The organism is Streptomyces sp. NPDC017940 (genome assembly GCF_044328435.1).
GTDB lineage: Bacteria > Actinomycetota > Actinomycetes > Streptomycetales > Streptomycetaceae > Streptomyces.
On record NZ_JBIRHJ010000011.1, the window covers coordinates 20609 to 45732 of the forward strand.

21 protein-coding genes and 1 pseudogene are annotated in these 25124 nt (G+C 72.2%); 10 read left to right on the forward strand and 12 right to left on the reverse strand.

What is annotated here, in order from left to right; translation table 11 throughout:
* Positions 1 to 421: 421 nt before the first annotated feature.
* Positions 422 to 5104: an ATP-dependent helicase gene (locus ACH4DX_RS31580; RefSeq protein WP_398157610.1), complete on the reverse strand. Its 4683-nt coding sequence runs from the start codon at positions 5102 to 5104 to the stop codon at positions 422 to 424.
* Positions 5105 to 5246: 142 nt separating this feature from the next.
* Between ACH4DX_RS31580 and ACH4DX_RS31585 the strand changes: the two are divergent.
* The 3 genes and pseudogenes from ACH4DX_RS31585 (at position 5247) to ACH4DX_RS31595 (ending at position 7406) form a co-directional block, all read left to right on the forward strand.
* A pseudogene (locus tag ACH4DX_RS31585) lies at positions 5247 to 6106 on the forward strand (AraC family ligand binding domain-containing protein).
* A gap of 23 nt (positions 6107 to 6129) precedes the next feature.
* On the forward strand, positions 6130 to 7101 hold the full coding sequence (locus ACH4DX_RS31590; RefSeq protein ID WP_398157611.1) for an AzlC family ABC transporter permease: 972 nt from the start codon (positions 6130 to 6132) through the stop codon (positions 7099 to 7101).
* A complete protein-coding gene (locus ACH4DX_RS31595; RefSeq protein WP_398157612.1) occupies positions 7098 to 7406 on the forward strand; it encodes an AzlD domain-containing protein in 309 nt (102 codons plus the stop codon). The genes ACH4DX_RS31590 and ACH4DX_RS31595 overlap by 4 nt, the downstream gene beginning before the upstream one ends.
* Positions 7407 to 7474: 68 nt before the next feature.
* Here the strand turns inward: ACH4DX_RS31595 and ACH4DX_RS31600 are convergent, their stop codons facing one another.
* Positions 7475 to 8416: a hypothetical protein gene (locus tag ACH4DX_RS31600; RefSeq protein WP_398157613.1), complete on the reverse strand. Its 942-nt coding sequence runs from the start codon at positions 8414 to 8416 to the stop codon at positions 7475 to 7477.
* A 79-nt stretch (positions 8417 to 8495) separates the two neighbouring features.
* Between ACH4DX_RS31600 and ACH4DX_RS31605 the strand changes: the two genes are divergently transcribed.
* The 5 genes from ACH4DX_RS31605 to ACH4DX_RS31625 all read left to right on the forward strand — a co-directional run bounded on the left by ACH4DX_RS31605 (position 8496) and on the right by ACH4DX_RS31625 (position 13549).
* Positions 8496 to 8690, forward strand: a complete 195-nt coding sequence (locus tag ACH4DX_RS31605) for a DUF3046 domain-containing protein (protein WP_398115947.1) — start codon at positions 8496 to 8498, stop codon at positions 8688 to 8690.
* A 302-nt stretch (positions 8691 to 8992) separates the two neighbouring features.
* Positions 8993 to 10339, forward strand: coding sequence for an AI-2E family transporter (locus ACH4DX_RS31610; RefSeq protein ID WP_398157675.1), 1347 nt, complete (start codon positions 8993 to 8995; stop codon positions 10337 to 10339).
* Between the two features lie 208 nt (positions 10340 to 10547).
* The gene (recA, locus tag ACH4DX_RS31615) at positions 10548 to 11675 is read left to right on the forward strand and encodes a recombinase RecA (RefSeq protein WP_398157614.1); all 1128 of its coding nucleotides are present in this window, start codon (positions 10548 to 10550) and stop codon (positions 11673 to 11675) included.
* 3 nt (positions 11676 to 11678) lie between these two features.
* The gene (recX, locus tag ACH4DX_RS31620) at positions 11679 to 12485 is read left to right on the forward strand and encodes a recombination regulator RecX (protein ID WP_398157615.1); all 807 of its coding nucleotides are present in this window, start codon (positions 11679 to 11681) and stop codon (positions 12483 to 12485) included.
* A gap of 422 nt (positions 12486 to 12907) precedes the next feature.
* A complete protein-coding gene (locus ACH4DX_RS31625) occupies positions 12908 to 13549 on the forward strand; it encodes a DUF6629 family protein (RefSeq protein WP_398157616.1) in 642 nt (213 codons plus the stop codon).
* A gap of 62 nt (positions 13550 to 13611) precedes the next feature.
* Here the strand turns inward: ACH4DX_RS31625 and ACH4DX_RS31630 are convergent, their stop codons facing one another.
* From ACH4DX_RS31630 to ACH4DX_RS31665, 8 genes are all read right to left on the reverse strand, one after another.
* Positions 13612 to 14019, reverse strand: coding sequence for a rhodanese-like domain-containing protein (locus ACH4DX_RS31630; protein WP_398157617.1), 408 nt, complete (start codon positions 14017 to 14019; stop codon positions 13612 to 13614).
* Complete coding sequence (locus ACH4DX_RS31635) at positions 14016 to 14564, reverse strand: cysteine dioxygenase (protein ID WP_398157618.1); 549 nt, start codon at positions 14562 to 14564, stop codon at positions 14016 to 14018. Before ACH4DX_RS31635 ends, ACH4DX_RS31630 begins: the two co-directional genes overlap by 4 nt.
* Before the next feature lie 72 nt (positions 14565 to 14636).
* Positions 14637 to 14723: a putative leader peptide gene (locus ACH4DX_RS31640; protein ID WP_346009348.1), complete on the reverse strand. Its 87-nt coding sequence runs from the start codon at positions 14721 to 14723 to the stop codon at positions 14637 to 14639.
* 46 nt (positions 14724 to 14769) lie between these two features.
* Positions 14770 to 16659, reverse strand: coding sequence for an FAD-dependent monooxygenase (locus ACH4DX_RS31645; protein ID WP_398157619.1), 1890 nt, complete (start codon positions 16657 to 16659; stop codon positions 14770 to 14772).
* A gap of 318 nt (positions 16660 to 16977) precedes the next feature.
* A complete protein-coding gene (locus ACH4DX_RS31650) occupies positions 16978 to 17859 on the reverse strand; it encodes an amino acid ABC transporter permease (RefSeq protein ID WP_398115931.1) in 882 nt (293 codons plus the stop codon).
* A complete protein-coding gene (locus ACH4DX_RS31655; RefSeq protein WP_398115929.1) occupies positions 17856 to 18503 on the reverse strand; it encodes an amino acid ABC transporter permease in 648 nt (215 codons plus the stop codon). Before ACH4DX_RS31655 ends, ACH4DX_RS31650 begins: the two co-directional genes overlap by 4 nt.
* A 209-nt stretch (positions 18504 to 18712) precedes the next feature.
* The gene (locus ACH4DX_RS31660; protein ID WP_398115927.1) at positions 18713 to 19633 is read right to left on the reverse strand and encodes a glutamate ABC transporter substrate-binding protein; all 921 of its coding nucleotides are present in this window, start codon (positions 19631 to 19633) and stop codon (positions 18713 to 18715) included.
* A gap of 46 nt (positions 19634 to 19679) precedes the next feature.
* Positions 19680 to 20456 carry an amino acid ABC transporter ATP-binding protein gene (locus ACH4DX_RS31665; protein WP_398115925.1) on the reverse strand — a complete coding sequence of 259 codons (777 nt, stop codon included), beginning with the start codon at positions 20454 to 20456 and terminating at the stop codon, positions 19680 to 19682.
* Between the two features lie 393 nt (positions 20457 to 20849).
* On the opposite strand from ACH4DX_RS31665, the gene ACH4DX_RS31670 reads away from it, so the two are divergent.
* Positions 20850 to 21539: a response regulator transcription factor gene (locus ACH4DX_RS31670; protein WP_398115923.1), complete on the forward strand. Its 690-nt coding sequence runs from the start codon at positions 20850 to 20852 to the stop codon at positions 21537 to 21539.
* A gap of 9 nt (positions 21540 to 21548) precedes the next feature.
* On the forward strand, positions 21549 to 22955 hold the full coding sequence (locus ACH4DX_RS31675) for a sensor histidine kinase (protein ID WP_398157620.1): 1407 nt from the start codon (positions 21549 to 21551) through the stop codon (positions 22953 to 22955).
* Positions 22956 to 23054: 99 nt separating this feature from the next.
* Here ACH4DX_RS31675 and ACH4DX_RS31680 read toward each other — a convergent pair whose 3' ends face one another.
* Both ACH4DX_RS31680 and ACH4DX_RS31685 read right to left on the reverse strand, forming a co-directional pair.
* The gene (locus ACH4DX_RS31680) at positions 23055 to 24050 is read right to left on the reverse strand and encodes a TAXI family TRAP transporter solute-binding subunit (RefSeq protein ID WP_398157621.1); all 996 of its coding nucleotides are present in this window, start codon (positions 24048 to 24050) and stop codon (positions 23055 to 23057) included.
* 114 nt (positions 24051 to 24164) lie between these two features.
* Positions 24165 to 25106: an aminoglycoside phosphotransferase family protein gene (locus ACH4DX_RS31685; RefSeq protein ID WP_398157622.1), complete on the reverse strand. Its 942-nt coding sequence runs from the start codon at positions 25104 to 25106 to the stop codon at positions 24165 to 24167.
* Between the last annotated feature and the right edge of the window lie 18 nt (positions 25107 to 25124).

Below are 25124 nucleotides of genomic sequence, written 5' to 3' on the forward strand. Positions count from 1 at the left end.
TTTCGCCTTTCCGTTTGTGGGGGTGGCGGGGTCGTGGCGGGATGGCCGTGCTCGCGTAGTGGACACTGTCTTCTTCATCGCGCCGTCAGTGTGTTGCTTGGCACGCTGCGCTCGGTCATCCCGCCACGACCCCTCCTGTGCGTTCAGCGTCTGCGGCTCCGTGCCACTTGCGGTTCTTGTCGTCCGGGTTCCCCGCGTTGTCCGGCTTCTGCGGCCCGGGTGCGTCTTGCGGTTCTTGTTGTCCGGGTTCCCCGCGTTGTTCAGCTTCTGCGGCTCGGGTGCGTCTTGCGGTTCTCGTTGTCCCGGTTCCCCGGGTTGTTCAGCTTCTGCGGCTCCGTGGGTCTTGTTGCTTTCGCCGGTTGGGGTTTCGGGGTTGTCCCGCTTCTGCGGCTTGGTGGGGTGGGGGCATAGAGGGTGTGGGTCAGGGGCGGAGGCGTAGGCCTTTTGGGGTGGCGTGGAAGCCTGAGGTTTCCAGGAGGGGGGAGTAGGGGGAGGTCAGGGCGGGGGCGGCGTTGATTCGTTCTACCGTTACCGTGCCCAGGGCGCCCGCCTTGGCCGCGGTGGTCAGTGCTTCGGCGGCGGCCAGGAGGCGTGGGTCGTCGGTTGGGGGCTTGTCTCCCGAAGGTGTCGGCCAGGCCAGGAGTGACTTGCCGCCGCGCTCCATGTAGAGGACGAGCTCGCCGTCGACCAGAACGACCAGGGAGCCCGCCTTGCGGCCCGGTTTGTGGCCGGCGTCGTCGGGTGACTCGGGCCACGGCAGCGCGGCACCGTACGCGTTGGCGGGGTCGGCGGCGGCCAGGACCACGACCTGGGAGTCGGAGCGCGGGGAGCCGTCGCCGCGCTCACGGGCGCTCGCCCCGGCCCGCAGCCGGTCCACCGCGCCGTCCATCGCGAACTGCGCGGCCCCGAGGCCCTCCACCACATAGCCCCGCCGGGCCTGGCCGTTGTCTTCGAAGGCCGAGAGGACGCGGTACACCGCGGAGAAACCGCCCTCCACACCCTCGGCCCCGACCGCGCCGCGGGTCACCACGCCGTGCCGGTCGAGGAGCGTACGGGCCAGGGCGTGGGCCCGCAGGGTCGTGTCGGGTTCGCGGGCGGGCAGCAGGGACCACCGGCCCGCGACCGTGGGCGGACCCGTGCGCGAGACGGGGCGGGCCGCGCCCGTCAGCGTGCCGTACCGCCCGCGCGGGACGCTGCGTCTGGCGCGGTGGGCCGTCGCGCCCGCGGTGCGGCCGGAGCCCAGGAGGGCGCGCATGGGGGTGAGCGTGTCGTTGGTGAGACGGCCCGACCAAGCCAGGTCCCAGATGCTGTCGGCCAGTTGGGGGTCGGTGGCCTCGGGGTGCGTGGTGGCGCGGACCTGGTCGGCGATCTGGCGGAAGAACAGGCCGTACCCGCCGGACAGGGTGTCGAGGACGGACTGGTGGAGCGCCGTCAGTTCCAGAGGGTGCGGGGCGGCGAGGAGCAGGGGGGCCGCGTCCGCCAGATAGAGGGTGACCCAGCCGTCCTTGCCGGGGAGCGCGCCTGCCCCGGCCCAGACGACCTCTCCGGCCGTCGTCAGTTCGTCGAGCATGGCCGGGGTGTAGCCGCTGACCCGGGAGGGCAGGACGAGCTTCTCCAGGGCCGAGGCCGGGACCGTCGCTCCCTGGAGTTGTTCGATGGCGCGTACGAGGCCGTCGATGCCGCGCAGTCCGTGTCCGCTCAGGTGCTGCCACTGCGGCAGGAAGTGGGCGAGGGCGGTCGGCGGCACCGGCTCCAGTTCGTGGCGCAGGGCTGCGAGCGAGCGGCGGCGCAGTCGGCGCAGCACGGTGGCGTCGCACCACTCCTGGCCGATCCCCGCCGGGTGGAACTCGCCCTGCACGACCCGGCCGTTGGCCGCGAGGCGGTGCAGCGCCCCGTCGGTGACCGCGGCCCCGAGACCGAAGCGGGCGGCGGCCGCGGCGGAGGTGAACGGGCCGTGCGTGCGGGCGAAGCGCGCCAGGAGGTCGCCCAAGGGGTCCTTCACCGGCTCCGTGAAGGCCTCCGGGACTCCGACCGGCAGTGCCGTGCCGAGCGCGTCCCGCAGACGGCCCGCGTCCTCGATCGCCGCCCAGTGGTCGGCACCCGCGATGCGGACGCGGATGGCGCGGCGGGCGCCGGCGAGGTCCGTGGCCCACTCGGGCTCGGCGCCGCGCTCGGCCAGCTCCGCGTCCGTGAGCGGTCCGAGGAGGCGCAGCAGGTCCGCCACGCCTTCGACGTCCTTGATGCGGCGGTCCTCCGTGAGCCACTGGAGTTCCTGCTCCAGGGTGCCGAGGACGTCCGCGTCGAGGAGCTCGCGCAGCTCGGCCTGGCCGAGGAGTTCGGCCAGGAGGCGGGCGTCGAGGGACAGCGCGGCGGCGCGGCGCTCGGCCAGGGGGGAGTCGCCCTCGTACAGGAACTGGGCCACGTACCCGAACAGGAGGGAGCGGGCGAACGGGGACGGCTCCGGGGTGGTGACCTCCACGAGGCGGACGCTGCGGGACTCGATGTCGCCCATCAGCTCGGTCAGGCCCGGTACGTCGAAGACGTCCTGGAGGCACTCCCTGACCGCCTCGAGGACGATTGGGAAGGAGCCGAACTCGCTGGCCACTTCGAGGAGCTGGGCGGCGCGCTGGCGCTGCTGCCACAGCGGGGTGCGCTTGCCGGGGCTGCGCCGCGGGAGCAGCAGCGCGCGGGCCGCGCACTCGCGGAAGCGGGAGGCGAACAGCGCCGAGCCGCCGACCTGGTCGGTGACGATCTGACGGACCTCGCCCTTGTCGAAGGCCACGTCGCCCGCGCCCACGGGGGGCTGATCGGAGTCGAACGCCGAGACGGGGGCGTCGGCGTGCTTCGCGGGATCCTGGTCGAGCAGGTCGAGGCCGAGGCCCATCAGGTCGGCGTCGGGCAGGCGCAGCACGATGCCGTCGTCGGCGTGCATGACCTGGGCGTCCATGCCGTACCGCTCGGTCAGGCGGGCGCCGAGGGCCAGCGCCCAGGGGGCGTGCACCTGGGCGCCGAACGGCGAGTGCACCACCACGCGCCAGTCGCCCAGCTCGTCCCGGAAGCGCTCGACCACGATGGTGCGGTCGTCAGGGATGTGCCCGCAGGCCTCGCGCTGCTCGGTGAGGTACGTCAGGACGTTCTCCGCGGCCCAGGTGTCGAGGCCCGCGGCCAGCAGGCGCGCCCGCGCGTCGTCCCGGGGCATCGAACCGACCTCGCGCAGGAACGCGCCGAGGGCCCGGCCGAGCTCCAGCGGGCGGCCCAGCTGGTCGCCCTTCCAGAACGGCAGCCTGCCGGGCACGCCGGGCGCGGGGGAGACCAGGACGCGGTCGCGCGTGATGTCCTCGATGCGCCAGGAGCTCGTACCGAGTGTGAAGACGTCGCCCACGCGGGATTCGTAGACCATCTCCTCGTCGAGCTCGCCGACGCGGCCGCCGCCCTTCTTCGGGTCGGCGCCCGCGAGGAAGACGCCGAACAGTCCGCGGTCGGGGATCGTGCCACCGGAGGTCACCGCGAGGCGCTGGGCGCCGGGCCTGCCCGTGACCGTGCCCGCCACGCGGTCCCACACCACGCGTGGACGCAGCTCCGCGAAGGCGTCGGACGGATAGCGCCCGGCGAGCATGTCCAGGACGGAGGTGAACGCCGACTCCGGGAGCGAGGCGAACGGCGCGGCACGGCGGACCACGGCCAGCAGGTCGTCCACCTGCCAGGAGTCCAGGGCCACCATCGCGACGAGCTGCTGGGCCAGCACGTCCAGGGGATTGGCGGGGACGCGCAGCGACTCGATGGCGCCCGTGCGCATCCGCTCGGTGACCACGGCGGCCTGGACCAGGTCCCCGCGGTACTTCGGGAAGACGACTCCCGTGGACACGGCTCCCACCTGGTGCCCCGCGCGGCCCACCCGCTGGAGGCCGGACGCCACGGAGGGGGGCGATTCGACCTGCACGACCAGGTCCACCGCGCCCATGTCGATGCCGAGCTCCAGGCTCGACGTGGCGACCACCGCGGGCAGTCGGCCCGCCTTCAGGTCCTCCTCGACCTGGGCGCGCTGCTCCTTGGAGACGGACCCGTGGTGGGCGCGGGCCAGGACCGGCGGCACGCCCTTGGCGGCGCCCGACTGCGCCATGATCTCGGCCGGGCTCTGGTCCTCGGGCAGTGCCTCGCCCGTCGCGCGCTCGTACGCGATCTCGTTCAGGCGGTTGCACAGGCGCTCCGCGAGACGGCGGGAGTTGGCGAAGACGATGGTCGAGCGGTGTGCCTGCACGAGGTCGGTGATGCGCTCCTCGACGTGCGGCCAGATCGAGGGGCGCTCGGCGCCCTCGTCGGAGTCGGCGGCCGGGGAGCCGCCCAGCTCGCCCAGGTCCTCGACCGGCACCACCACGGAGAGGTCGAACTCCTTCCCCGACGCGGGCTGGACGACTTCGACGCGGCGCTGCGGCGACAGATAGCGCGCGACCTCGTCCACGGGGCGCACCGTCGCGGACAGGCCGATCCTGCGGGCGGGACGCTTCAGGAGGGCGTCGAGCCGCTCCAGGGACAGTGCCAGATGTGCCCCGCGCTTGGTGCCCGCGACGGCGTGCACCTCGTCCAGGATCACCGTCTCGATGCCTGTCAGGGCGTCCCGCGTGGCGGACGTCAGCATCAGGAACAGTGACTCCGGTGTGGTGATCAGGATGTCCGGCGGGCGCGTGGACAGGGCGCGGCGCTCGGCGGGCGGGGTGTCCCCCGAGCGGATGCCGACCCGCACCTCGGGCTCGGGCAGGCCGAGGCGCACGGACTCCTGGCGGATGCCCGTCAGCGGGCTGCGCAGATTGCGCTCCACGTCGACGGCGAGGGCTTTCAACGGCGACACATACAGCACCCGGCACCGCTGCTTGGGGTCGGCGGGAGGCGGGGTCGAGGCCAGCTGGTCGAGCGCGGCGAGGAACGCGGCCAAGGTCTTGCCGGAGCCGGTCGGCGCCACCACCAGCACGTCCGCACCCTCGGCGATGGCCCGCCAGGCACCGGCCTGGGCGGACGTCGGAGCGGAGAAGGCCCCCGTGAACCAGCCGCGGGTCGCGGGGGAGAAGCCGTCGAGGGCGTCGTCGGGACTGCGTGCGGACCTCACCATGGACCCATCGTGCACCCCGCCACTGACAATGCCTCCGACCTGCGGAAAACGGGTTGCGTCCGTGGCGCAGAATGGGGGCATGGCTGGTTCGACGGGGGGTGTGGCCGGTTCTGCGGGGGACCTGGCCGGTCCGGGGGGTGGCGTGGCCGGTCCGGCGGGAGTCGCGGCCCGTGCGGCCGAGCAGGCGCGGCACTGGACCTACGCCGAGCTGCCCGGTGTCGACCTGCTGCGCGCCCACTACGTGCGCAAGACGTTCAGCCGCCACACCCACGAGCACTTCGTCCTCGCCGCGATCCGCGAAGGCGTCGACGTGTTCCAGCACACCGGTGCCGACCGGCACGCCGGGCCGGGGACCTCGCCCTCATCAACCCCGACACCGCCCACACCGGCCGCGCCGGGGCACCCGAGGGCTGGCGGTACGGAGCCGTCTACCCCGCGCCCGAGGTCGTCGCCGCCATCGCCGCGGAGACCACCACCCTCAGGGGAGCGCCCGGTTTCGTCCTCCCGGTGCTCGACGACCCGTACGCGGTGACCCTGGTCCACCGGGTGCTGCGGGCCGCGGAGGAGGGCAACGCGCTGGCCGCCGACACGTTCCTGCGGGTCGCCGTCACCCGGCTGCTGCGGCGCAACGGCGGCCATCTGCCGCGGCGCGCCGTGCGCTCGGCGGGACAACGCGTGGCGGCACGCGCGCGTGCCGTCCTGGAGGAGCGGCTCGCCGACCCGCCGAGCCTGGAGCGGCTCGCCGCAGATCTCGGGGTGAGCTCCTTCGCGCTGCTGCGTGCCTTCCGCGACGCGTACGGCATGCCGCCGCACGCCTGGCTGACCGACGCGCGCGTGCGCCGTGCCCGCCACCTCCTGGACGCGGGCACGTCCCCGGCCGCCGCGGCCGTCGCCGTCGGCTTCACCGACCAACCGCATCTGAACCGGCACTTCGCCCGCATCGTGGGGGTGCCTCCCGGGGCCTACCAGCGGGAGCGCAAGAACGTACAAGACCGCGCGTAAGCGTCCCTCGTAGCGTCCGCGGGGTGGCAGCAGAACGCATAGCATCCGCAGGCATTTCCGGCGCGTCCCGGTCGGGCGAACCGTCCCTGGACACCGTGTCGCACGGGCCCTCGGGCGAGGCCGCCGGTTCCGAGGACGAGCAGGATCCGGACAGGGGTGAGCGGGGTGTCGGTACCGGCGGGCGCGGCGTCGGTGGCGGGGGGCGGGCCGACTCCGCTGTCGTCAGGGACGCGCTCGGTGTCGGCATCGCCGTCGGCCTCTCCGGGTTCGCCTTCGGAGTGACGTCGGCAGGCAGTGGCCTCACCGTGCCGCAGACCTGTGCCCTGAGCCTGCTGGCGTTCACCGGTGCCTCCCAGTTCGCCCTTGTCGGGGCGCTCGCGGGTGGAGGGAGTCCGGTCACGGCCGCCGTGGGCGCCGTCTTCCTCAGCATGCGCAACGCCTTCTACGGACTGCGGCTGTCCCAGTTGCTCGCCCTCCCGCGCGCGGTGCGGCCCTTCGCCGCCCACTTCGTGATCGACGAGACGACGGCGGTGGCCCTGGCGCAGCCGGGGCGGCGGGCCGCCCGCCTCGGGTTCGCGGTCACGGGCGCCAGCCTGTACTTCCTGTGGGGCCTCACCACGTTCCTGGGCGCGCTGGGGGCGGAAGCGATCGGCGACACCGACACCTGGGGGCTCGACGCCGCGGGCCCGGCCGTCTTCCTCGCCCTCCTCGCACCGATGGTGCGGAGCGGGCGGCAGCGGGCCGTCGCCGCCGTGGCCGTACTCCTGGGCCTGGGGCTGCTGCCGGTCCTCCCGGCGGGGGTGCCGGTCCTCGCCGCCGCCCTGGCCGTGCCGACCGTCCTCTACGTAGAGAGACACACGACACGGCTGGGGCGGGGAGGGCGCGGGAAGGACGACGGCCTTCCGGGTGCGGAGGCGGACACTCCGCGCGGGAGCGCCGACACTCCGCGCGACGACGCGCCGCGTCCGAACCGTGTGCAAGGAGAGGATCGTTGAACATCTGGATCGCCGTCACCGTGACGGTCGTCGGCTGCTACGCCGTCAAGCTCGCGGGGCTTCTCGTGTCCGAGGGCACGCTGGAGCGGCCGCTCGTACAGCGCCTGGCCGCCCTCCTGCCGGTGGCACTGCTCGCCGCGCTCACGGCCCAGCAGGCCTTCGCCGACGGCCGGGAACTCGTGCTCGACGCCAGGGCGGCAGGCCTCGCAGCGGCCCTCCTGGCCCTGCTGCTGCGCGCGCCCTTCCTGGTGGTCATCGGGGCCGCCGTCGCCGTCACGGCGGGAATGCGGGCGCTCGCGGGGTGAGCGGTGCGGCCCCCCCAGCCGCGGTGCGACCCTCAGGCGCGGTGCGGCCCCCAGGCGCGGTGCGGCCCTCAGGCGATGGTCCGGCCGTACGCCCGCAGCGTACGCAGCGCCTCGATCGTGACGATCGGACGTGACTCCAGGGCGGCGCCGGGGGCCCAGCGGCGCCAGCGGATCGGCCAGCCGCCGTCCTCCTGCTGCTCGTCCACCAGGAAGTCCAGGGACTGTGCCATCTCCTCGTCCGTGAACCACGCGCGGGCGAGGGATCCGGGCGCCTTCGCGAAGTCGTGCGCGAAGTGGTGCTCCCCGGGCGCGTACCCCGCAGAGACCGGGGTGGCGTCGGCGCGTGCCGGGTCGAGGACCACCAGCTGCTGTTCGCGCACGAGGCGGCCGAGCCGGTCCGCGGCCGCCTCCGCGCGCGGGCGGTCGGGTGCCCCGTCCAGGAAGGCGACGGCCGCCTGGATCTCGTACGGATGCGACTTCTCCAGGGACTCCACGGTCAGCCAGCAGAAGTCGGTGGCCCGGAACAGCCAGGCGTGCCACACCTCGTTGCGGTGCAGAAGACCCACCACGGGACCGGTCGACAGGAGCTCGCTCCGCGGGTGGTCCACCACCGGCACGAACGGCGCGCAGGGGTAGCCGCGCTGACTCGGATGGACCGCGGGCAGGGCGCCGTCGGGCGTCGAGACGGAGGTCAGATAGCGGCACACGCGTTCCACGCGCATGCCCCCGCAGCGCCGGACGGAGTCCAGGACGCGCAGCGCGTACCCGGTGTGCAGCGGCTGGCTCACCGGACCGCGCAGGTCCGGTTCGAGGGCGTGGCCGTAGCCGCCGTCCTCGTTGCCGTACGCGGCCAGTGCGGTCTCCACCGCCTCGGCCCCGCCCTCCAGGAAGTGGAACGCGAACCGCCGCTGTTCGAGGACGCGGGCGGTGAGCCAGACGAACTGCTCGGCGCGCTGCAAGGGGGAGAGCGGAGAGGAAGCGGCGTGCGGGGACGCTCCAGTTTCGGCCATGCTCCGAAGGTAGGGCGGAACGCGGTGCCGGGGAGCCCTCCGCGCGGGGCTGCACTCTCAGGGGCGCGATACTGGACGCATGCGGTTGACGGTCTTCTGGGAGCGGATGGCGGAGCACTTCGGTGCGGGGTACGCCGACACCTTCGCGCGCGATCATGTGATGACGGAACTCGGCGGGCGCACGGTGCACCAGGCACTGGACGCGGGCTGGGACGCCAAGGACGTATGGCGCGCGGTGTGCTCCGCCATGGACGTACCGGCTGAGAACCGCTGACATCAGTTGCCTCCAGGGCTGGGAAGCCCCCGTGCCCCCAGGGCTGGGAAGCCCCCGGACATCAGCTGCCCCCAGGGCTGGGAAGCCCCCGGACACGGGGCCGCAGTGACCGCGCAGGGTCTACGGAAACACGCGCAGGCCCCGGAAGCAGGGGGCGGCGGCCGGATGCTGGCGCTGTGGGCGAGACTGTCACGGTGGCACCCATAGACGAGACCGCGCACATCACCCCCCAGACAGTGCCGCCCGGCACCACGCCGCCCCCCGAGCCCCCCGCGGGCACCGACCAGGGCCGTGGCACCGGAATGCCGCGCTGGCTGCCGCGCGCCATGGTGCTCGCGCTCACGCTGTTCGCCTGCTTCCAGCTCGGCAGCTGGGCCTTCCACCAGCTCACCGGGCTGTTGATCAACATCCTGATCGCGTTCTTCCTGGCCCTCGCCGTGGAGCCCGCCGTGAGCTGGATGGCGGCGCGCGGCCTGCGCCGCGGCCTCGCCACCGGCATCGTCTTCCTCGGCGTGGTGATCGCCAGTGCCGGGTTCATCACGATGATGGGGTCGATGCTCGCCGGTCAGATCGTCGACATGGTCGAGGACTTCCCCGAGTACCTGGACAAGGTCATCCGCTGGATCAACCAGAACTTCGACACGGACCTGTCCCGGGTGGAGGTACAGGACAGCCTGATCCACTCCGACTGGCTGCGGAAGTACGTGCAGAACAGCGCGAGTGGCGTCCTGGACGTCTCCGCGCAGGTGCTCGGCGGTCTGTTCCAGCTCCTGACGATCCTGCTGTTCTCGTTCTACTTCGCGGCCGACGGCCCGCGGCTGCGGCGCGCTCTGTGCTCGGTGCTGCCGCCCGCCAAGCAGGCCGAGGTCCTGCGCGCCTGGGAGATCGCGGTCAACAAGACCGGCGGCTATCTCTACTCCCGCGGCCTGATGGCGCTCATCTCCGGAATCGCGCACTACATCCTGCTCGAGTTCCTCGACGTGCCGTACGCCCCCGTGCTCGCGGTGTGGGTCGGCCTGGTCTCCCAGTTCATCCCCACGATCGGCACCTATCTGGCGGGCGCCCTGCCGATGCTGATCGCCTTCACCGTGGACCCCTGGTACGCCCTGTGGGTGCTGGTCTTCGTGGTGATCTACCAGCAGTTCGAGAACTACGTCCTGCAACCCAAGCTCACCGCCAAGAGCGTGGACATCCACCCTGCGGTCGCCTTCGGGTCCGTCATCGCGGGCACGGCGCTCCTGGGCGCGGTCGGCGCCCTGATCGCCATCCCGGCGGTGGCGACGCTCCAGGCGTTCCTGGGGGCGTACGTGAAGCGGTACGACGTGACGGACGACCCGCGCGTCCACGGGCACCACCGGCGCGGCGGATCGCCCCTCCTCGCGCGCGTGCGGCGCTTGGTGACGGGCCCGGAGGGACCCGGCCCGCAGGCGGCCCCGCCCGCGGACGGCGACCGGACCCCGCCTGCCGATGACGATCGGACGCCGCCCGCCGATGACGATCGGACGCCGCCCGCCGACGGCGATCGGACGCCGCCCGACGGTCCGCGGCAGCCGCGGCCGGCGCATGCCGCGGAGCCGCGGGGCGGCACGGGAACGGGGCCGTCGTCGGCTGCCGGGACAGCTCGGACCGGTGCCGCGTGGTGCGCTTGACAGTAAATTCGAACATCCATTCTGATGGGGGTTCCGGCGGCGTCGTCCGGGGGTTCGCGGGGGTGTCCCCGGGCCGCGCCGGTGGATTGCGGCGGACGGATCGGCCCGAGTTGTCCACAGGCCGGGAGGGCGTCGGGGCGCATTGTCAGTGGCAGGCGTTAGCGTCTTTGACGTGAAGCGATCGACTCAAGCAAATCGGGTGGAACCCATGGCAGGAACCGACCGCGAGAAGGCGCTCGACGCCGCGCTCGCACAGATTGAACGGCAATTCGGCAAGGGCGCAGTGATGCGCATGGGCGAGCGGCCGAACGAGCCCATCGAGGTCATCCCCACCGGGTCGACCGCGCTCGACGTCGCGCTCGGCGTCGGCGGCATCCCGCGCGGCCGCGTGGTGGAGGTGTACGGCCCGGAGTCCTCCGGCAAGACGACCCTGACGCTGCACGCCGTGGCCAACGCGCAGCGGGCGGGCGGCGCCGTCGCCTTCGTGGACGCGGAGCACGCCCTCGATCCGGAGTACGCGAAGAAGCTCGGCGTCGACATCGACAACCTGATCCTGTCCCAGCCGGACAACGGCGAGCAGGCCCTGGAGATCGTCGACATGCTGGTGCGCTCCGGCGCGCTGGACCTGATCGTCATCGACTCCGTCGCCGCCCTGGTGCCGCGCGCGGAGATCGAGGGCGAGATGGGCGACTCGCACGTGGGTCTCCAGGCCCGCCTGATGAGCCAGGCCCTGCGGAAGATCACCAGTGCGCTCAACCAGTCGAAGACCACCGCGATCTTCATCAACCAGCTGCGCGAGAAGATCGGCGTGATGTTCGGCTCGCCGGAGACCACGACCGGTGGCCGGGCGCTGAAGTTCTACGCCTCGGTGCGCATGGACATCCGCCGTATCGAGACCCTGAAGGACGGCACGGACGCGGTCGGCAACCGCACCCGCGTCAAGGTCGTCAAGAACAAGGTCGCGCCGCCCTTCAAGCAGGCCGAGTTCGACATCCTCTACGGCCAGGGCATCAGCCGTGAGGGCGGCCTGATCGACATGGGCGTGGAGCACGGCTTCGTCCGCAAGGCAGGCGCCTGGTACACGTACGAGGGCGACCAGCTCGGCCAGGGCAAGGAGAACGCCCGCAACTTCCTCAAGGACAACCCCGACCTCGCCAACGAGATCGAGAAGAAGATCAAGGAGAAGCTGGGCGTCGGCGTGCGCCCGGAGGCCGTGGCGGAGCCCGGTGCCGACACGGCGGCAGCCGCCGCTCCGGCCGTGGAGGACACCGCCAAGACGGTGCCCGCCCCCGCGGTCAAGGCCACCAAGTCCAAGGCCGCGGCGGCCAAGAGCTAGGCCGTGACACGACGAACCGACTGGGCGGAGCACGCAGTCCCCGCGGAGCGTGACCGCTTCACCGCCGTCGGGCAGGACGAGTACGCCCTGGAGGATGCCGACCCCGGGGCCCCGGACGACGACGAGAGCGGCGGCCAGCAGGGCGGCGGTCGGCGGGGCAGTGGTCGAAGGGGCGGCGAGCGGCAGGGCGCGGGGCAGGGCGACAGGGGCTCTCGCAGCGGTGGCCGGCGACGGCGCGGCGGTTTCGGCAGCCCACAGGACAGCGGTTCCCCGTCCTCGTCGAGGGCCGAGGACGGGGAGCCGCCCACGGGGGACCCGGCTGAGCGGGCGAGGGCGATCTGCCTGCGCCTGCTCACCGGAACCCCGCGCACGCGCAAGCAACTGGCCGACGCCTTGCACAAGCGGGAGATCCCTGACGACGTGGCGGAGGAAGTCCTCTCGCGCTTCGAAGAGGTCGGCCTGATCAACGACGAGGCCTTCGCGGACGCCTGGGTCGAGTCCCGGCACCACGGACGGGGCCTGGCCCGGCGGGCACTCGCGCGGGAGCTGCGGACCAAGGGCGTGGAGCCGTCGGTGATCGAGGAGGCCGTCGGCCAGCTCGATCCGGACCAGGAGGAGGCCACCGCCCGGGAGCTCGTCGCCCGCAAACTCCGCTCCACCCGCGGCCTCGACCGCGACAAGAGACTCCGCCGCCTCGCGGGCATGCTCGCCCGCAAGGGCTATCCGGAAGGCATGGCTCTGCGCGTGGTGCGGCAGGCGCTGGAGGAAGAGGGGGAGGACACGGAGGAGCTGGGGTACGAGGGGTTCTGAGCAGGTCCCCGGCTCGCCCGGCTCTGCGTGCCGTGGCTTCGGTCGGTTTGCCCGACCCTGCGCGACATAGCTTGCGCTCGGGTAGCCCGGTCTTACGTGACATGGCTCCGATCGGCTTGCCGGGCCGGATGTGACGTGGCTCCGGTCGGCTTGCCCGGCCTTGCGTGACATGGCTCGCTCCCGGGTTACCCGGCCTTGCGTGACACGGCTCGCTCGGGTTGCCCGGCCCCGCGTGACGTACCTCCGGCCAGCTAGCCCGGCCCTACGTGAAGTAGCTCCGGCCAGCTAGCCCGGCCCTACGTGAAGTAGCTCCGGCCAGCTAGCCGGTCCTGCGTGACATAGCGTCGGTCGGCCCTGAATGACACAGCCCCGCAAAACGCTTCGGCGCGCTCCCGCGCCGCAGCGGTCGTAGCGTTGCTGTCATGTGCTGGAGCGCAACGGCCGACCTCGTCGCGGGTACGGGCATCGCGGCCGTGGGGGTCGTCTCGGTGGCCCTGGCGGCCCGCCGCCGCCGTGACCTGCCGCTCGCCGCACTGCCGCTCCTTCTGGGGGCCCACCAGATCATCGAGGCCGCGGTCTGGCGCAACGACGGCGGTACCGGGCCCGCCACCACCGCCTGGGCCGTCCTCGCGCTGCCGCTCCTCGCCCTGTGGGTACCGGCGGCCGTGCTGTGCGCCGCGCCACCGGGCGCCCGCCGCCGTCTGCTCGTCCCCCTGGCGGCGGGCATCGCGACGGCGGCGGCGCTGGCTTACGCCCTCGCGACCCGCACCGTGACGGCCGAGATCCGTGGCCACACCGTCGGCTACTCCCTGGGGCTGTCGCACGCGGGGCTGATCGTCGGCGGCTATCTCCTCGCCACCATCGGTTCCCTGTTCCTGTCCGGCGACCGGGGCCTGGTGCTGTTCGGTGCCCTGATCGCCTTCGGGGCGGCGGTGTCCGTGGTGCTGTGGCGGCAGGAGTACATCTCGACGTGGTGCGCCTTCGCCGCGGTGAGTTCGGTGCTTCTGTCGCTGTGGGCCGCGAGGCGTCGGCCGCACGCCGCACGACCGCCGGGCCGGGGCTAGGCGCCCCCACGCGCGCGTGCTCCCCGGCCCGGGGACGTGAAGCGGCTCGGGAGGAAGCCGCTCTAGGAGAGCCCGCTCTCCTCGACGGGCAGCCCCGCGGCCTTCCACGCCTGGAAGCCCCCGATGAGGTCCGTGGCGTGCCGCAGCCCCAACTGCCGCAGGGAGGCCGCCGCGAGGCTCGACGCGTAGCCCTCGTTGCAGAACACCACGACGCGCACGTCGTGGCTGACGGCCTCGGGGGCACGGTGGCTCCCCTGGGGGTCGAGGCGCCACTCCAGTTCGTTGCGTTCGACGACGAGGGCACCCGGGACGAGACCGTCGCGCTCGCGCAGTGCCGCGTACCGGGTGTCGACGAGCAGCCCGCCCGAGCCCGCGATGGCGTGTGCCTGTTCCGGAGTGACCCGGTCCAGGCCGAGTCGTACGCGGTCGAGCAACTCGTCGATGCCCAGCGGGGGGTGGTCGGTGCTCACTGCCAGTCCTCCGGGCGCTCGACGTGCTCGAGGCGCAGTACGGCGCCGGTGCGGCTGTAACGGCGGATCTGGGGCAGCGGCGGATAGTAGGCGTGCACGGAGACGGCGTGCTCGGTCGGAGACTCGTTGAGCACCTCGTGCACGTGGTTGCGGCCGAAGGCCCGGCCCTGGCCCGTGGCGAGCTTCCGTTCCCGGTCGACGCCCTCGGTGAGTTCCAGGGTCTTCCAGCCGTCGGTCGGGAGGCGAGCGGCGAGCGAGTTCTCCTTGAGGGTGCCCGCCGCGGTGGTGAAGGCGCCGACGGACTCGGCGTGGTCGTGCCAGCCGGTGCCGGTGCCCGGTGGCCAGCCGATCAGCCAGGCCTCACTGCCCCGGGGGCCCTTCAGGCGCACCCAGGTACGACCTTGGGGGTCCAGCGGCAGCGAGGCGACCAGGTCGGCGTCGGCCGCGGCGCGGCGCGCGAAGTCGAGAAGCTCGGCCGAGGTGGGTGTGCCCGCGGGGCGGGCGGGCGTCGGTACGGAGGCGGAAGCCGGTACGGAAGCAGACATGGGGACCGTCCAGTGAGTTCGCGGTACGGCGCGCCGGCACACGGCGCGCGCAGAGAGGTGAAGATGGCGAATTCAGCAGGACGGCCGACACACGCAGCCTGCGTAGCGCACGAGGTCCATGTGGACCCGCCGCCACAGGCGAACAGCGGTGTCGGTCATGGTCCGGAGTAGACCATGGAGCAGAAGGCCGGTCAACTCACGCTCATCATCTGGTCGGTCGGTCGTTCCCGGGCGCCGCTCCAGGACCTCGAGAATCACCTTTGGCGCTGGTGGGAGGGGTGGGCGAGGTATGGCTGCGGGCGTTTGACGCAGTCTCGGACCGGCGTTCGGACGCCGGTCCCGACGGCACCCCGACCGGCTCCCCGGGCACGCCGCCGCCCGTGCTTCCCGCGGCTTCCCCGCCCTGCTTGCCCTGTCCGCCCTGCCCGTCCTCCCCGGCTTCGCCGCCTTCTGACGCTTCCCCTGCTTCTCCGCCGTCCCCCGCTTCTCCGGTGTCTCCGTCTCCTCCGCCCTCGGAGGCGCGTGCCCGCTGCCCGCGCCCCCCGTTCCTGCCCAGCGCCGCCTCGGCCGCCGCGTACAGCTCCGCGGGGTGCACGCCGCTGAGGGCGGTGACCAGATGGCCGTCCGGTCGTACGAGGAGGACGGTGTGCGCGGCGGCGCCGGGGTAGCTCTCCGCGACGAGGAGTTCGGCGGGGTGGGGCAGCGCGGTGACCGCCGCCGCGAGCCGCGGCATGATCCCGGCCGACACCCAGTGCCGCCGCTCCCACACGACGGTGCCGGGGGCGACGAGCACGACGAGCAGCTTGCCGCGGCCGAGCCGCCTCCGCAGCGGCACGAAGGATCCGTCGGGCGCCGTCACCCGCACGTCGACGACCGGGGTGCCCGGTGGCGTGCCCACCGGCACCACGGAGTCCGAGGGTTCCGCCGCCAGCGGCGAGTCGGCGTAGGACGCGGGTGTGCCCAACTGCCCGCTGCCCACATGGCCGTCCATGAGCAGGGCGTCCTGGCCGCGCGCGGAGCCGGGGAGGTACGCGCGCAGGCCCTTGCCGCCGCGCAGCAGGGGCAGCGCCTGGTCGGCGGTGCGCAAGCGGGTGGTGACGGCGCCGCGCCGTTCGGTCTGGTAGCTGTCGAGCAGCGCTTCGTGCGGGCCGTGGTGCCAGGCGAGCGCCAGCTTCCAGGCGAGGTTGTCGGCGTCGCGCAGGCCCTCGTCGAGGCCCTGGGTGCCGAGCGCGCCCAGGAGGTGCGCGGCGTCACCGGCGAGGAAGGCGCGGTTCACCCGCCACCGGCGGGCGAGGCGGTGGTGGACCGTGTGCACACCGGTGTCGAGAAGCTCGTACGACGGAACGGCGCCGCCGCACCACCCGGCGAGGGTCTCGCGGATGCGGGCCACGAGGGCTTCGGGCGTCACGAGCTCGCCGCGCGGGGGCAGCAGCCAGTCGATCCGCCACGCCCCGTGGTCGAGCGGCCGCGCGGAGATCTCGGCGCCGCCGCCGCGCCAGGGAGGGCTACGGTGCAACAACGCCTCACCGGGCCACGGAAGTTCCGTACGCAGCGCGGCGACCGCGTGCCGCTCCACCGCCGTGCGGCCGGGGAAGCGGACGTCGAGCAGCTTGCGCACGGTCGAGCGGGGGCCGTCGCAGCCCACCAGGTAGCTGCCGCGCCACCAGGCGTCCTTGGGGCCGCGGGTGTGCGCGGTGACCCCGGACGCGTGCTGCTCCAGGCTGTCGAGCTTGCTCTCGACGGCGATCCTGACGAGGCGTTCGTCGGCGGCGGCGTCGCGCAGGGCGCCGGTCAGCGCGTGCTGGGGGACGTGCACGGGGGAGGGCTGCTCGTCACTGAACGTGAACTGTCGCACCGTCTGCTTGCGGCGCATCGAACGCCAGCCGCTCCAGCGCGTGCCGGTGTCCCTTCCGCGGAAGGCGAGACGTTCCACCAGTGCCGCGGTGTCGTCCCGCAGGACGGCGGTCCGGGCGGGCCGGTGCTCGTCCTTGCCGGGGCCTTCGTCGAGGACGACGGTGGGGACGGAGTGACGTGCGAGAGCCAGGGCGAGGGTGAGACCGACGGGGCCCGCGCCGACGACGATCACCGGGTCCACGGGGCACGGCCTCCTGTCACCACGGTCCGCGCGCGCTGGACGTACGTACAGGAAATGGCAGTTGGAGCCCGGTGCACGATCACAGAACGTATGCAACAGACTGCGTGCCACCCCGTCAAGCCGGACGCTCGGGGGCGGAACCCCTGGAATCGCCCATGACCTGCCGAAACGCGCCGCGGCCCGGAGAGAACGCGCCGTGCCCCGCGGAGGGCGGGAACGCGCCGTGCCCCGCGAAGGGCGGGAACGCGTGCGGGTCCGCCGGAACCCCGGCGGACCCGCACACGTTCATACCAGGGACACCCTTCGGCCCCAGGTCGTCTACTTCGGCCCCGGCGCCCCGTCGGCGACCTCCGTCGCCGCGGTGGGCTCGGTCGCGGCCGCCACCGTGATGCCCGTCTTCGCGCGCCGCCCGCGCCGCTCCAGCCAGGTGGCGAGCGCGGAGAGCAGCATGCAGAGCGAGATGTAGATGACACCGAAGACGGTGACCGTCTGGACGAACGGATAGACGCCGTTCACCGGAGTGTTGTTGGCGATGAGCCGGGCGGACTGGAGCAGCTCCGGGTAGAGGATCATGAAGCCGAGGGAGGTGTCCTTCAGCGTCACCACGAGCTGACTGATGATCGACGGCAGCATCGACCGGATGGCCTGCGGGAACAGCACCGTCGCCATGACCTGCGTCTTGCGCAGGCCGAGCGCGTACGCGGCCTCCTTCTGGCCCTTGGGCACCGCGTTGATGCCCGCGCGCAGCACCTCCGCCTGCACACATCCGTTGTAGATCGTCAGGCCGAGGACGAGCGCCCAGAACGGCGTCATGTCACCGACGAGACCGACCCAGAACGCGAAGATCGTGATGAGCAGCGGAATCGACCGGAAGAGGTCGATGAAGGCGACGGCGACCCAGCGCACGGGCCGGTGCTCGGAGAGCCGCGCCACGCACAGGACCACGGCGAAGACCAGCGAGAGGACACCGGCGAGGGCGAACACCTTCAGGGTGGCGACCAGCGAGTCGAGGATGTTCTGCCGGATGCCGGAGTAGTTGAAGATGTCCCACAGGTCCGGGTCGAACTCGCCCTTGTCGTTCAGCCGCAGGATGATCCACACGATGCCGCCGACGACGGCGAGGCCGCCGATGACGGTGTAGATGATGTTGCGGACACGGGCCTTGGGGCCCGGGGCGTCGAAGAGGACGTTCGCACTCATCGGGCGACCTCCAAACGGTGCTCCAGGACCCGGAAGAGGCCGTTGATGGCGTACGTGATGATCAGGTAGGCGACGGTGATCCAGACGAAGATCATCACGATGTCGTAGCCGTCGTTGCTGAGGGTCTTCGAGACGTTGAACAGTTCGGTGTTGTCGAAGGCGCCCGCGATGGCCGTGTTCTTCGTCAGGGCGATGAAGATGCTGGAAAGCGGCGGTACCACGTTCCGGGTGGCCTGGGGCAGCACGACGAGGCGCATGCTCTGGGTGAACGTGAGGCCGATCGAGCGGGCCGCCTCGGCCTGACCGAGGGGCACCGTGTTGATGCCGGACCGGACCGCCTCCGCCACGAACGCGGAGGTGTAGAAGCCGCATGCGGCCACGGCGAGCGCGAAGGAGTCCAGGTCCGGGAAGAGGACCTTCGGCACCACGAAGAACGCCACCAGGAACAGCAGCGTCAGCGGGGTGTTGCGCAGCAGGGTGACCCAGGCGGTGCCGAATATCCGCAGCGGCAGCACCGGCGAGACGCGGCACCCCGCGATGACGACACCGGCCACGACGGCCACCAGCGCACTGACGACGGTCAACTTGACAGTGCCGTAGAACCCTTCGCGGAAGAGCGACAGGTTGTCGAGCAATACGTCCATGAATTCTCCGCGAGGTGTTCGCGACGGGTCGCAGGGTTCACGACAGGCCCAGCCCGTCGACATCGGCGGGGTGACATCGGCGGGGCGGCGGGTCTTCGGAACTGGCCGACAGCGATTCCGGCTCGGTTCTGACGATTCCGGCTCGGTTCTGACAGGGAACGTCCCGCTCCGGACCGCGCGGCGGCGGGTGCGGAGCGGGACGTCCGGGACTACTTCGGGTCCGTGAAGGCCGGCGGCTCCTGGTACTCGGAGCCCGAGATGCCGATGGTGGCCTCGAAGGCCTTCTTGTAGTCGCCGTTCGCCTGGTGCGCCTTGACGGCGTCCGCGACGGCCTTCTGCAAGGCGGCGTCGCCCTTCTTCAGGCCGACGCCGTACGGCTCGTCCGAGAAGGTCTCGCCGACGACCTTGAGCTTGCCCTTGTTCTGCGCCGCGTAGCCCATCAGGATCGCGTCGTCCGTGGTGACGGCGTCGACCTGGTTGTTCAGCATCTGCGCGACGCACTCCGAGTACTTGGAGAGCTCGGTGACCTTGGCGCCGTACTTCGGCTTCTTGATGTTCTGCAACGGCGTGGAGCCGACGATCGAGCAGACCTTCTTGCCGCGGACGGTGTCCGGGCCCTTGATGTCCTTCTCGTCCTTGCGGACGAGCAGGGAGGCACCGGCGTGGAAGTACGGGCCCGCGAAGTCGATCTGCTTCTTGCGCTCGGGGTTGATCGTGTACGTACCGATCATCAGGTCGACGTCGCCCTTGGAGACCGCGGTCTCACGGGCGCCGGAGTCGACCGTCTTCCACTCGATCTGATCTGCCGAGAAACCGAGGTCGGCGGCGATCATCTTGGCGATCTCGATGTCGAAGCCGGAGTACTTCTTGGTCGACTGGTCCTGGAAGCCGAGGTACGGCTGGTCGGCCTTGGCGCCGATCACGAGCTTGCCGCGCTTCTTGGCCGCCTTGAGGACCGGGGAGTCGACCGCGGCGTCCTTCTTGACCGTGTAGCTGAGTTCCTTGCCGCCGGACTTGGCCGGGCCCTCGGGCTTGTCGCCGGCGGAGCCGTCCTTGCCGCCGCACGCGGTGGCCGTCAGCGAGAGCGCAGCGATGGCCGCTGCGACGGCAGCGGACTTACGGAGCTTCATGAGTGAACATCCTTTGTCTTGACTGGCGTTGAGACGGCGTGAGGCCTCAGTGTTTAAGGATCTTCGACAGGAAGTCCTTGGCCCGGTCGCTGCGCGGGTTGCTGAAGAACTGGTCCGGCACGGCCTCTTCGACGATCCGGCCGTCCGCCATGAAGACGACGCGGTTGGCCGCCGACCTGGCGAAGCCCATCTCGTGCGTGACGACCACCATGGTCATGCCGTCGCGGGCCAGCTGCTGCATGACCTCGAGGACCTCATTGATCATCTCGGGGTCGAGCGCCGATGTGGGCTCGTCGAAGAGCATCACCTTGGGGCCCATCGCCAACGCGCGGGCGATCGCGACGCGCTGCTGCTGACCGCCGGAGAGCTGCGCCGGGTACTTGTCGGCCTGCGAGCCGACGCCCACCCGGTCGAGCAGGCCGCGCGCCTTCTCCTCAGCCTCGGCCTTGGCCGTCCTGCGCACCTTGACCTGGCCCAGCATCACGTTCTCGAGCACGGTCTTGTGCGCGAAGAGGTTGAAGGACTGGAAGACCATGCCCACGTCCGCGCGGAGCCGCGCGAGCTCCTTGCCCTCCTGGGGCAGCGGCTTGCCGTCGATCGAGATCGCGCCCGAGTCGATGGTCTCCAGCCGGTTGATCGTGCGGCACAGCGTCGACTTGCCCGACCCCGAGGGGCCGATCACCACCACGACCTCGCCGCGGGCGATGGTCAGGTCGATGTCCTGGAGGACGTGCAGGGCGCCGAAGTGCTTGTTGACACCCTTCAGCACGACAAGGTCGTCCGCCGTGGGCTTGGCGTCCTTGGTCACCGATACTTCGGTCACGGCTTGTTGCTCCATCCTCCTCGGGTTGGGAGGACAGTAGTAACCCGGTGCGACCAGCGTCATTACATCTGAGGGGAAATTGAGCATAACGATCCGGCCGCAACCGGACACTCCGTGTGAAGGGGGCGCACCAGCTGCGTACCGGGTGCATAACGGAACGTGTCCGTGACCCGAGAGGTCTTGACGCGGTCCTTATCCATCGGCGTGGATGCCTTGGTGCGTTCACGCGCGCGTGCCGGGTGCTCACGAACGGACCCACAGCACGGCGTGAGGGGCGAGGGAACGGCCGATGAACCACTGACGACGACGGAACGACGGATGAACCACTACCGTCCGATCGACCACTGACTACTGATCGACCACTGGGGGGCCGATGGGCTGGAGGGGGACCGCATGAGACTGCTGCTCGTCGAGGACGACGACCACGTGGCCGCCGCCCTGTCCGCGGTCCTGGCCCGGCACGGCTTCGCCGTCACCCACGCACGCAGCGGCGAGGAGGCACTCCAGGCCCTGCTGCCCTGCGAAGCGGCACCCTTCGGAGTGGTGCTCCTCGACCTCGGCCTGCCCGACCAGGACGGCTACGAGGTGTGCGGAAAGATCCGCAAACGCACCGCCACGCCCGTCATCATGGTCACCGCCCGCGCCGACGTACGCTCCCGCATCCACGGCCTGAACCTCGGTGCCGACGACTACGTGGTGAAGCCGTACGACACCGGGGAACTCATCGCCCGCATCCACGCCGTCATCCGTCGCCCCGCCGCCGACGCCCCGCCGACGCCCGCCGACACCGAGCTGCGCCTCGGCGCCGTCCGCATCGAGCTGCCCACCCGCCAGGTCAGCGTGGACGGAGCCGCCGTCCAGCTGACCCGCAAGGAGTTCGACCTGCTCGCGCTGCTCGCCCAGCGCCCCGGGGTCGTCTTCCGCCGCGAACAGATCATCAGCGAGGTGTGGCGCACGAGTTGGGAGGGCACGGGTCGCACGCTGGAGGTGCATGTGGCGTCCCTGCGCGCCAAGCTGCACATGCCCGCCCTGATCGAGACCGTGCGCGGAGTCGGCTACCGGCTCGTCGCCCCGGCGTCGTAGCGGGCACAGGTGCGCGCCCGCCTCCTGCCGCTGCTCATCGTCCTGATGGCCGGTGTACTGCTGGCACTCGGCTTCCCGCTCGCGGTCAGCGTGGCATCGGCACAGCAGCAGAAGGTGGTCGTCGACCGCATCGACGACACGGCACGCTTCGCCGCGCTCGCCCAGTTCGTCACCCAGCGCCCGACGGGCTCCCGCGTGCAGGACAGGGACGAGCGGCGCGCGACCCTCCAGAAGGAGCTCGACTACTACCACGAGGTGTACCGCATCAAGGCGGGCGTCTTCTTCCGCGACCGCTTCCCCATGGCGCACGCCCCGGGCGACTGGTTCCTGCCCACCGGCAGCGACGGGGTGAGCGGCGCCTTCGAAGAGGCCCTGCGCTCGCGCGGCAGCCACGACCCTCCCCAGGTGTGGCCCTGGGAGGAGGGCGGACGCATCGTCGTCGCCTCGCCGGTGATCCGCGACGGCGACGTGGTGGCCGTGGTCGTCACCGACTCGCCGACCGGCCGCATGCGGGCCAAGACGCTGCACGGCTGGCTCCTGATCGCCGCCGGCGAGTCGGCGGCGATGCTCCTCGCGGTCGGTGCCGCGCTGCGCCTCACCGGCTGGATCCTGCGGCCGGTACGGGTCCTCGACGCCACCACCCACGACATCGCCACCGGACGCCTCAACTCGCGGGTCGCCGCCGCCGGCGGGCCCCCGGAACTCAGACGCCTGGCCCGGTCGTTCAACGAGATGGCCGACAACGTCGAAGACGTCCTCGAGCAGCAGCGCGCCTTCGTCGCCGACGCCTCGCACCAACTGCGCAATCCGCTGTCCGCCCTGCTGCTCCGCATCGAGCTCCTGGCCCTCGAACTGCCCGAGGGGAACGAGGAGATCGCCTCGGTGCGCACCGAGGGAAAGCGCCTGGCGCAGGTCCTCGACGACCTGCTCGACCTGGCGCTCGCGGAACACGCGGCGGCGGATCTGCGGCTCACCGACATCGGTGATCTCGCTGCCGAGCGGGTCGCCGCGTGGCGCCCGCTCGCCGAGGAGCGCGGCGTCCGGCTCACCGGGCGGTGCCCGGCGACGACCGGCTGGGCCGACCCGGTCGCCCTGTCGAGCGCCCTGGACGCGGTGATCGACAACGCCCTGAAGTTCACACCCGAAGGAGAGGAGGTCCTGGTACGGGTCGCCTCCGCCGGCTCGACCACGACCGTCGTCGTCACCGACGGCGGCCCCGGGCTCACGGACGACGAACTCGACCGCGTCGGCGACCGCTTCTGGCGCAGCAACCGGCACCAGAACGTCAAGGGGTCCGGGCTCGGCCTGTCGATCTCCCGCGCGCTGCTCGCCGCGGGCGGTGGCAGCATGGCGTACGAGCGTCATGAGCCGCACGGGTTGAAGGTGACGGTGGGGATTCCCCGCCAGGCGCCCTAGGCCCCTTCCTGGCAAGCCCCTGGTTCCGGCTCCGACGCCCCTGGTTCCGGCCCCGACGCTCCCGGTTCCGGCTCGGGCGAGCCCCGCGAGGGGTCTGGCTCAGGGCTTGACCGACCGGTAGTAGCGGCGCGCGCCCTCGTGCAGGGTGAGGGGATCCGTGTACAGGGCGGTGCGCAGGTCGACCAGCTGCGCCGCGTGCACGCGCGCGCCGATGTGGTCCCGGCTGTCGATCACCGTACGGGTCAGGCCCTCGGTCAGCTCGGGGTCGGCCCGGTCCGTGGTCACCAGGAGGTTCGCCACGGCCAGCGTCGGCACGGACCCGTGCTGCTGGGCGTGCGGGTAGGCGTCGGCCGGCATGACCGCGGCGCGGTAGTAGCGGGACGCGCCGCCCTGCTGGTGCAGCGCGTCGACCAGGTCGCCGAGCGGCACCAGGCGGATGTCCAGGCGCTCGGACAGCTCGCGCACCGACGTCGTGGGCAGCCCGCCGGACCAGAAGAACGCGTCGATCTCGTTGTGCCGCAGCATGTCGGGAGCGGTGTCTATGCCCGCGGGCAGGGCCGTGAGGTCCTTGTCCAGGTCCAGCCCCGCGGCCTTGAGGACCCGGCCCGCGATCAGCCGCACGCCCGAGCGCGGCTGGCCCACGGCGACGCGCTTGCCCCGCAGGTCCTGTGCCTTCTCGATCGTGGACGAGCGCCGGACGACGAGCTGTACGTAGTCGTCGTACAGGCGCGCGCAGCCCTGTAGCCGGCGCGCGCCCGGCCGGTTGTCGAGGCGGTACGCCTCCACGGCGTCGGCCGCCGCGATGGTGAAGTCGGCCATCCCGGTGGCCACCCGTTCGACGTTCTGCTGTGACCCCTCGCTGTTGAGGAGCTTGATGCCGACGTCCGGCATGTCGTTGGCGGCGGCGTTGCGCAGCAGCTTCCCGTACCGCTCGTAGACGGCGCCCTTGACGCCCGTACTGAACGTCATCCGGCCCTGCGGCGAACTCCCGCCGACAGGGAGCAGCCACCACAGGAGCAGCCCGCACACCACGAATGCGGCCGCCGAGGCCTGGAGGGCCCGGCGCCGGCTGAGAGGGGGCAGGGCCGCGAGCATGGCCGCGATCCTGCCACTTCGTACGCCGTGCTGGCCAGGGCCGGTTCCCCGGAGGAGGCGGAGGCGGGGCCCAGGGGCGGGGGCGGGGGTCGGCCGAGGCGGCGGCGGGGCGCGTCAGCCCTGTCGGGCGTGGTCGGCGAGGACCTCGCGGATGACGTGCCGGGCGTTGGCGGCGATCACCGGATGCGTCGCGGCGTAGTACGGCAGCTGGATCAGCGCCATGGACAGCGCCCGGCCGCGCCCGCGCTCCCATGTCGCGTCGTCGGCGCCCGTGCCGGTGCGGAACCGCGCGCGGACGTGGGCGGGCAGGAGGTTCCACGCGGCGATCAGGTCGCAGGCGGGGTCGCCGACGCCCGCGGTACCGAAGTCGATCACCGCGTGGAGGCGGCCGCCACGGGTCAGGAGGTTGCCGGGCATGAGGTCGGAGTGGACCCAGACGGGCGGGCCGTCCCAGGCGGGGGCGCGCAGGGCCGACTCCCAGACCGCGGTCGCGGCGTCCAGGTCGAAGCCTTCGTCGTGCTCCCGCAGCTCGGCGATGGCCTTGCGCGTCTCGGTGTCCTCTCCCGCCAGCGGGCCTCCGCGATGGGCGGGCGGCCCGTCGGCGGTGTCGACACGGCGCAGCGCCGTGACGAACGCGGCCAGGTCCGCGGCCAGGGCGCCGGGCGCCGTCAGGCCACCGGCGACCGGGTGCGCACCGTCGAGCCAGCGGTGCACCGACCAGGACCAGGGGTAGCCCTCGCCGGGCTCGCCGCGGCCGAGCACGGCGGGGACGGCCACCGGGAGCTGCGGGGCGAGCCACGGCAGCCAGCGGCTCTCCATGGCCACGTCGTCGGCGCCCCCGGGGGTGCGCGGGAGGCGCACCGTCATGGTGTCGCCGAGCCGGAACACCGCGTTCACGGTGCCGGACGAAGGGAGCCGCTGGACCGGCAGTCCGGCCCACTCAGGGAACTGCGCGGCGAGCAGGCCGCGCACCAGCGGCACGTCGACGTCCGGTTCACCGGTGTGCAACTTGTCGTGCGGGCGGGCGTCGTTCGAGGACGGCGTGGGCGACTGCATGCGTGCATTGTTGATCGG

Bases quoted from the DNA above. Each gene is read 5' to 3' on its own strand.
- ACH4DX_RS31685 (WP_398157622.1), bottom strand. From the start codon at position 25,106: ATGCAGTCGCCCACGCCGTCCTCGAACGACGCCCGCCCGCACGACAAG.
- ACH4DX_RS31680 (WP_398157621.1), bottom strand. From the start codon at position 24,050: ATGCTCGCGGCCCTGCCCCCTCTCAGCCGGCGCCGGGCCCTCCAGGCC.
- recA (WP_398157614.1), top strand. From the start codon at position 10,548: ATGGCAGGAACCGACCGCGAGAAGGCGCTCGACGCCGCGCTCGCACAG.
- ACH4DX_RS31605 (WP_398115947.1), top strand. From the start codon at position 8,496: ATGCGGTTGACGGTCTTCTGGGAGCGGATGGCGGAGCACTTCGGTGCG.
- ACH4DX_RS31655 (WP_398115929.1), bottom strand. From the start codon at position 18,503: ATGGACGTATTGCTCGACAACCTGTCGCTCTTCCGCGAAGGGTTCTAC.
- ACH4DX_RS31610 (WP_398157675.1), top strand. From the start codon at position 8,993: ATGCCGCGCTGGCTGCCGCGCGCCATGGTGCTCGCGCTCACGCTGTTC.
- ACH4DX_RS31635 (WP_398157618.1), bottom strand. From the start codon at position 14,564: ATGTCTGCTTCCGTACCGGCTTCCGCCTCCGTACCGACGCCCGCCCGC.
- ACH4DX_RS31670 (WP_398115923.1), top strand. From the start codon at position 20,850: ATGAGACTGCTGCTCGTCGAGGACGACGACCACGTGGCCGCCGCCCTG.
- ACH4DX_RS31600 (WP_398157613.1), bottom strand. From the start codon at position 8,416: ATGGCCGAAACTGGAGCGTCCCCGCACGCCGCTTCCTCTCCGCTCTCC.
- ACH4DX_RS31625 (WP_398157616.1), top strand. From the start codon at position 12,908: ATGTGCTGGAGCGCAACGGCCGACCTCGTCGCGGGTACGGGCATCGCG.
- ACH4DX_RS31580 (WP_398157610.1), bottom strand. From the start codon at position 5,104: ATGGTGAGGTCCGCACGCAGTCCCGACGACGCCCTCGACGGCTTCTCC.
- ACH4DX_RS31650 (WP_398115931.1), bottom strand. From the start codon at position 17,859: ATGAGTGCGAACGTCCTCTTCGACGCCCCGGGCCCCAAGGCCCGTGTC.
- ACH4DX_RS31660 (WP_398115927.1), bottom strand. From the start codon at position 19,633: ATGAAGCTCCGTAAGTCCGCTGCCGTCGCAGCGGCCATCGCTGCGCTC.
- ACH4DX_RS31640 (WP_346009348.1), bottom strand. From the start codon at position 14,723: ATGACCGACACCGCTGTTCGCCTGTGGCGGCGGGTCCACATGGACCTC.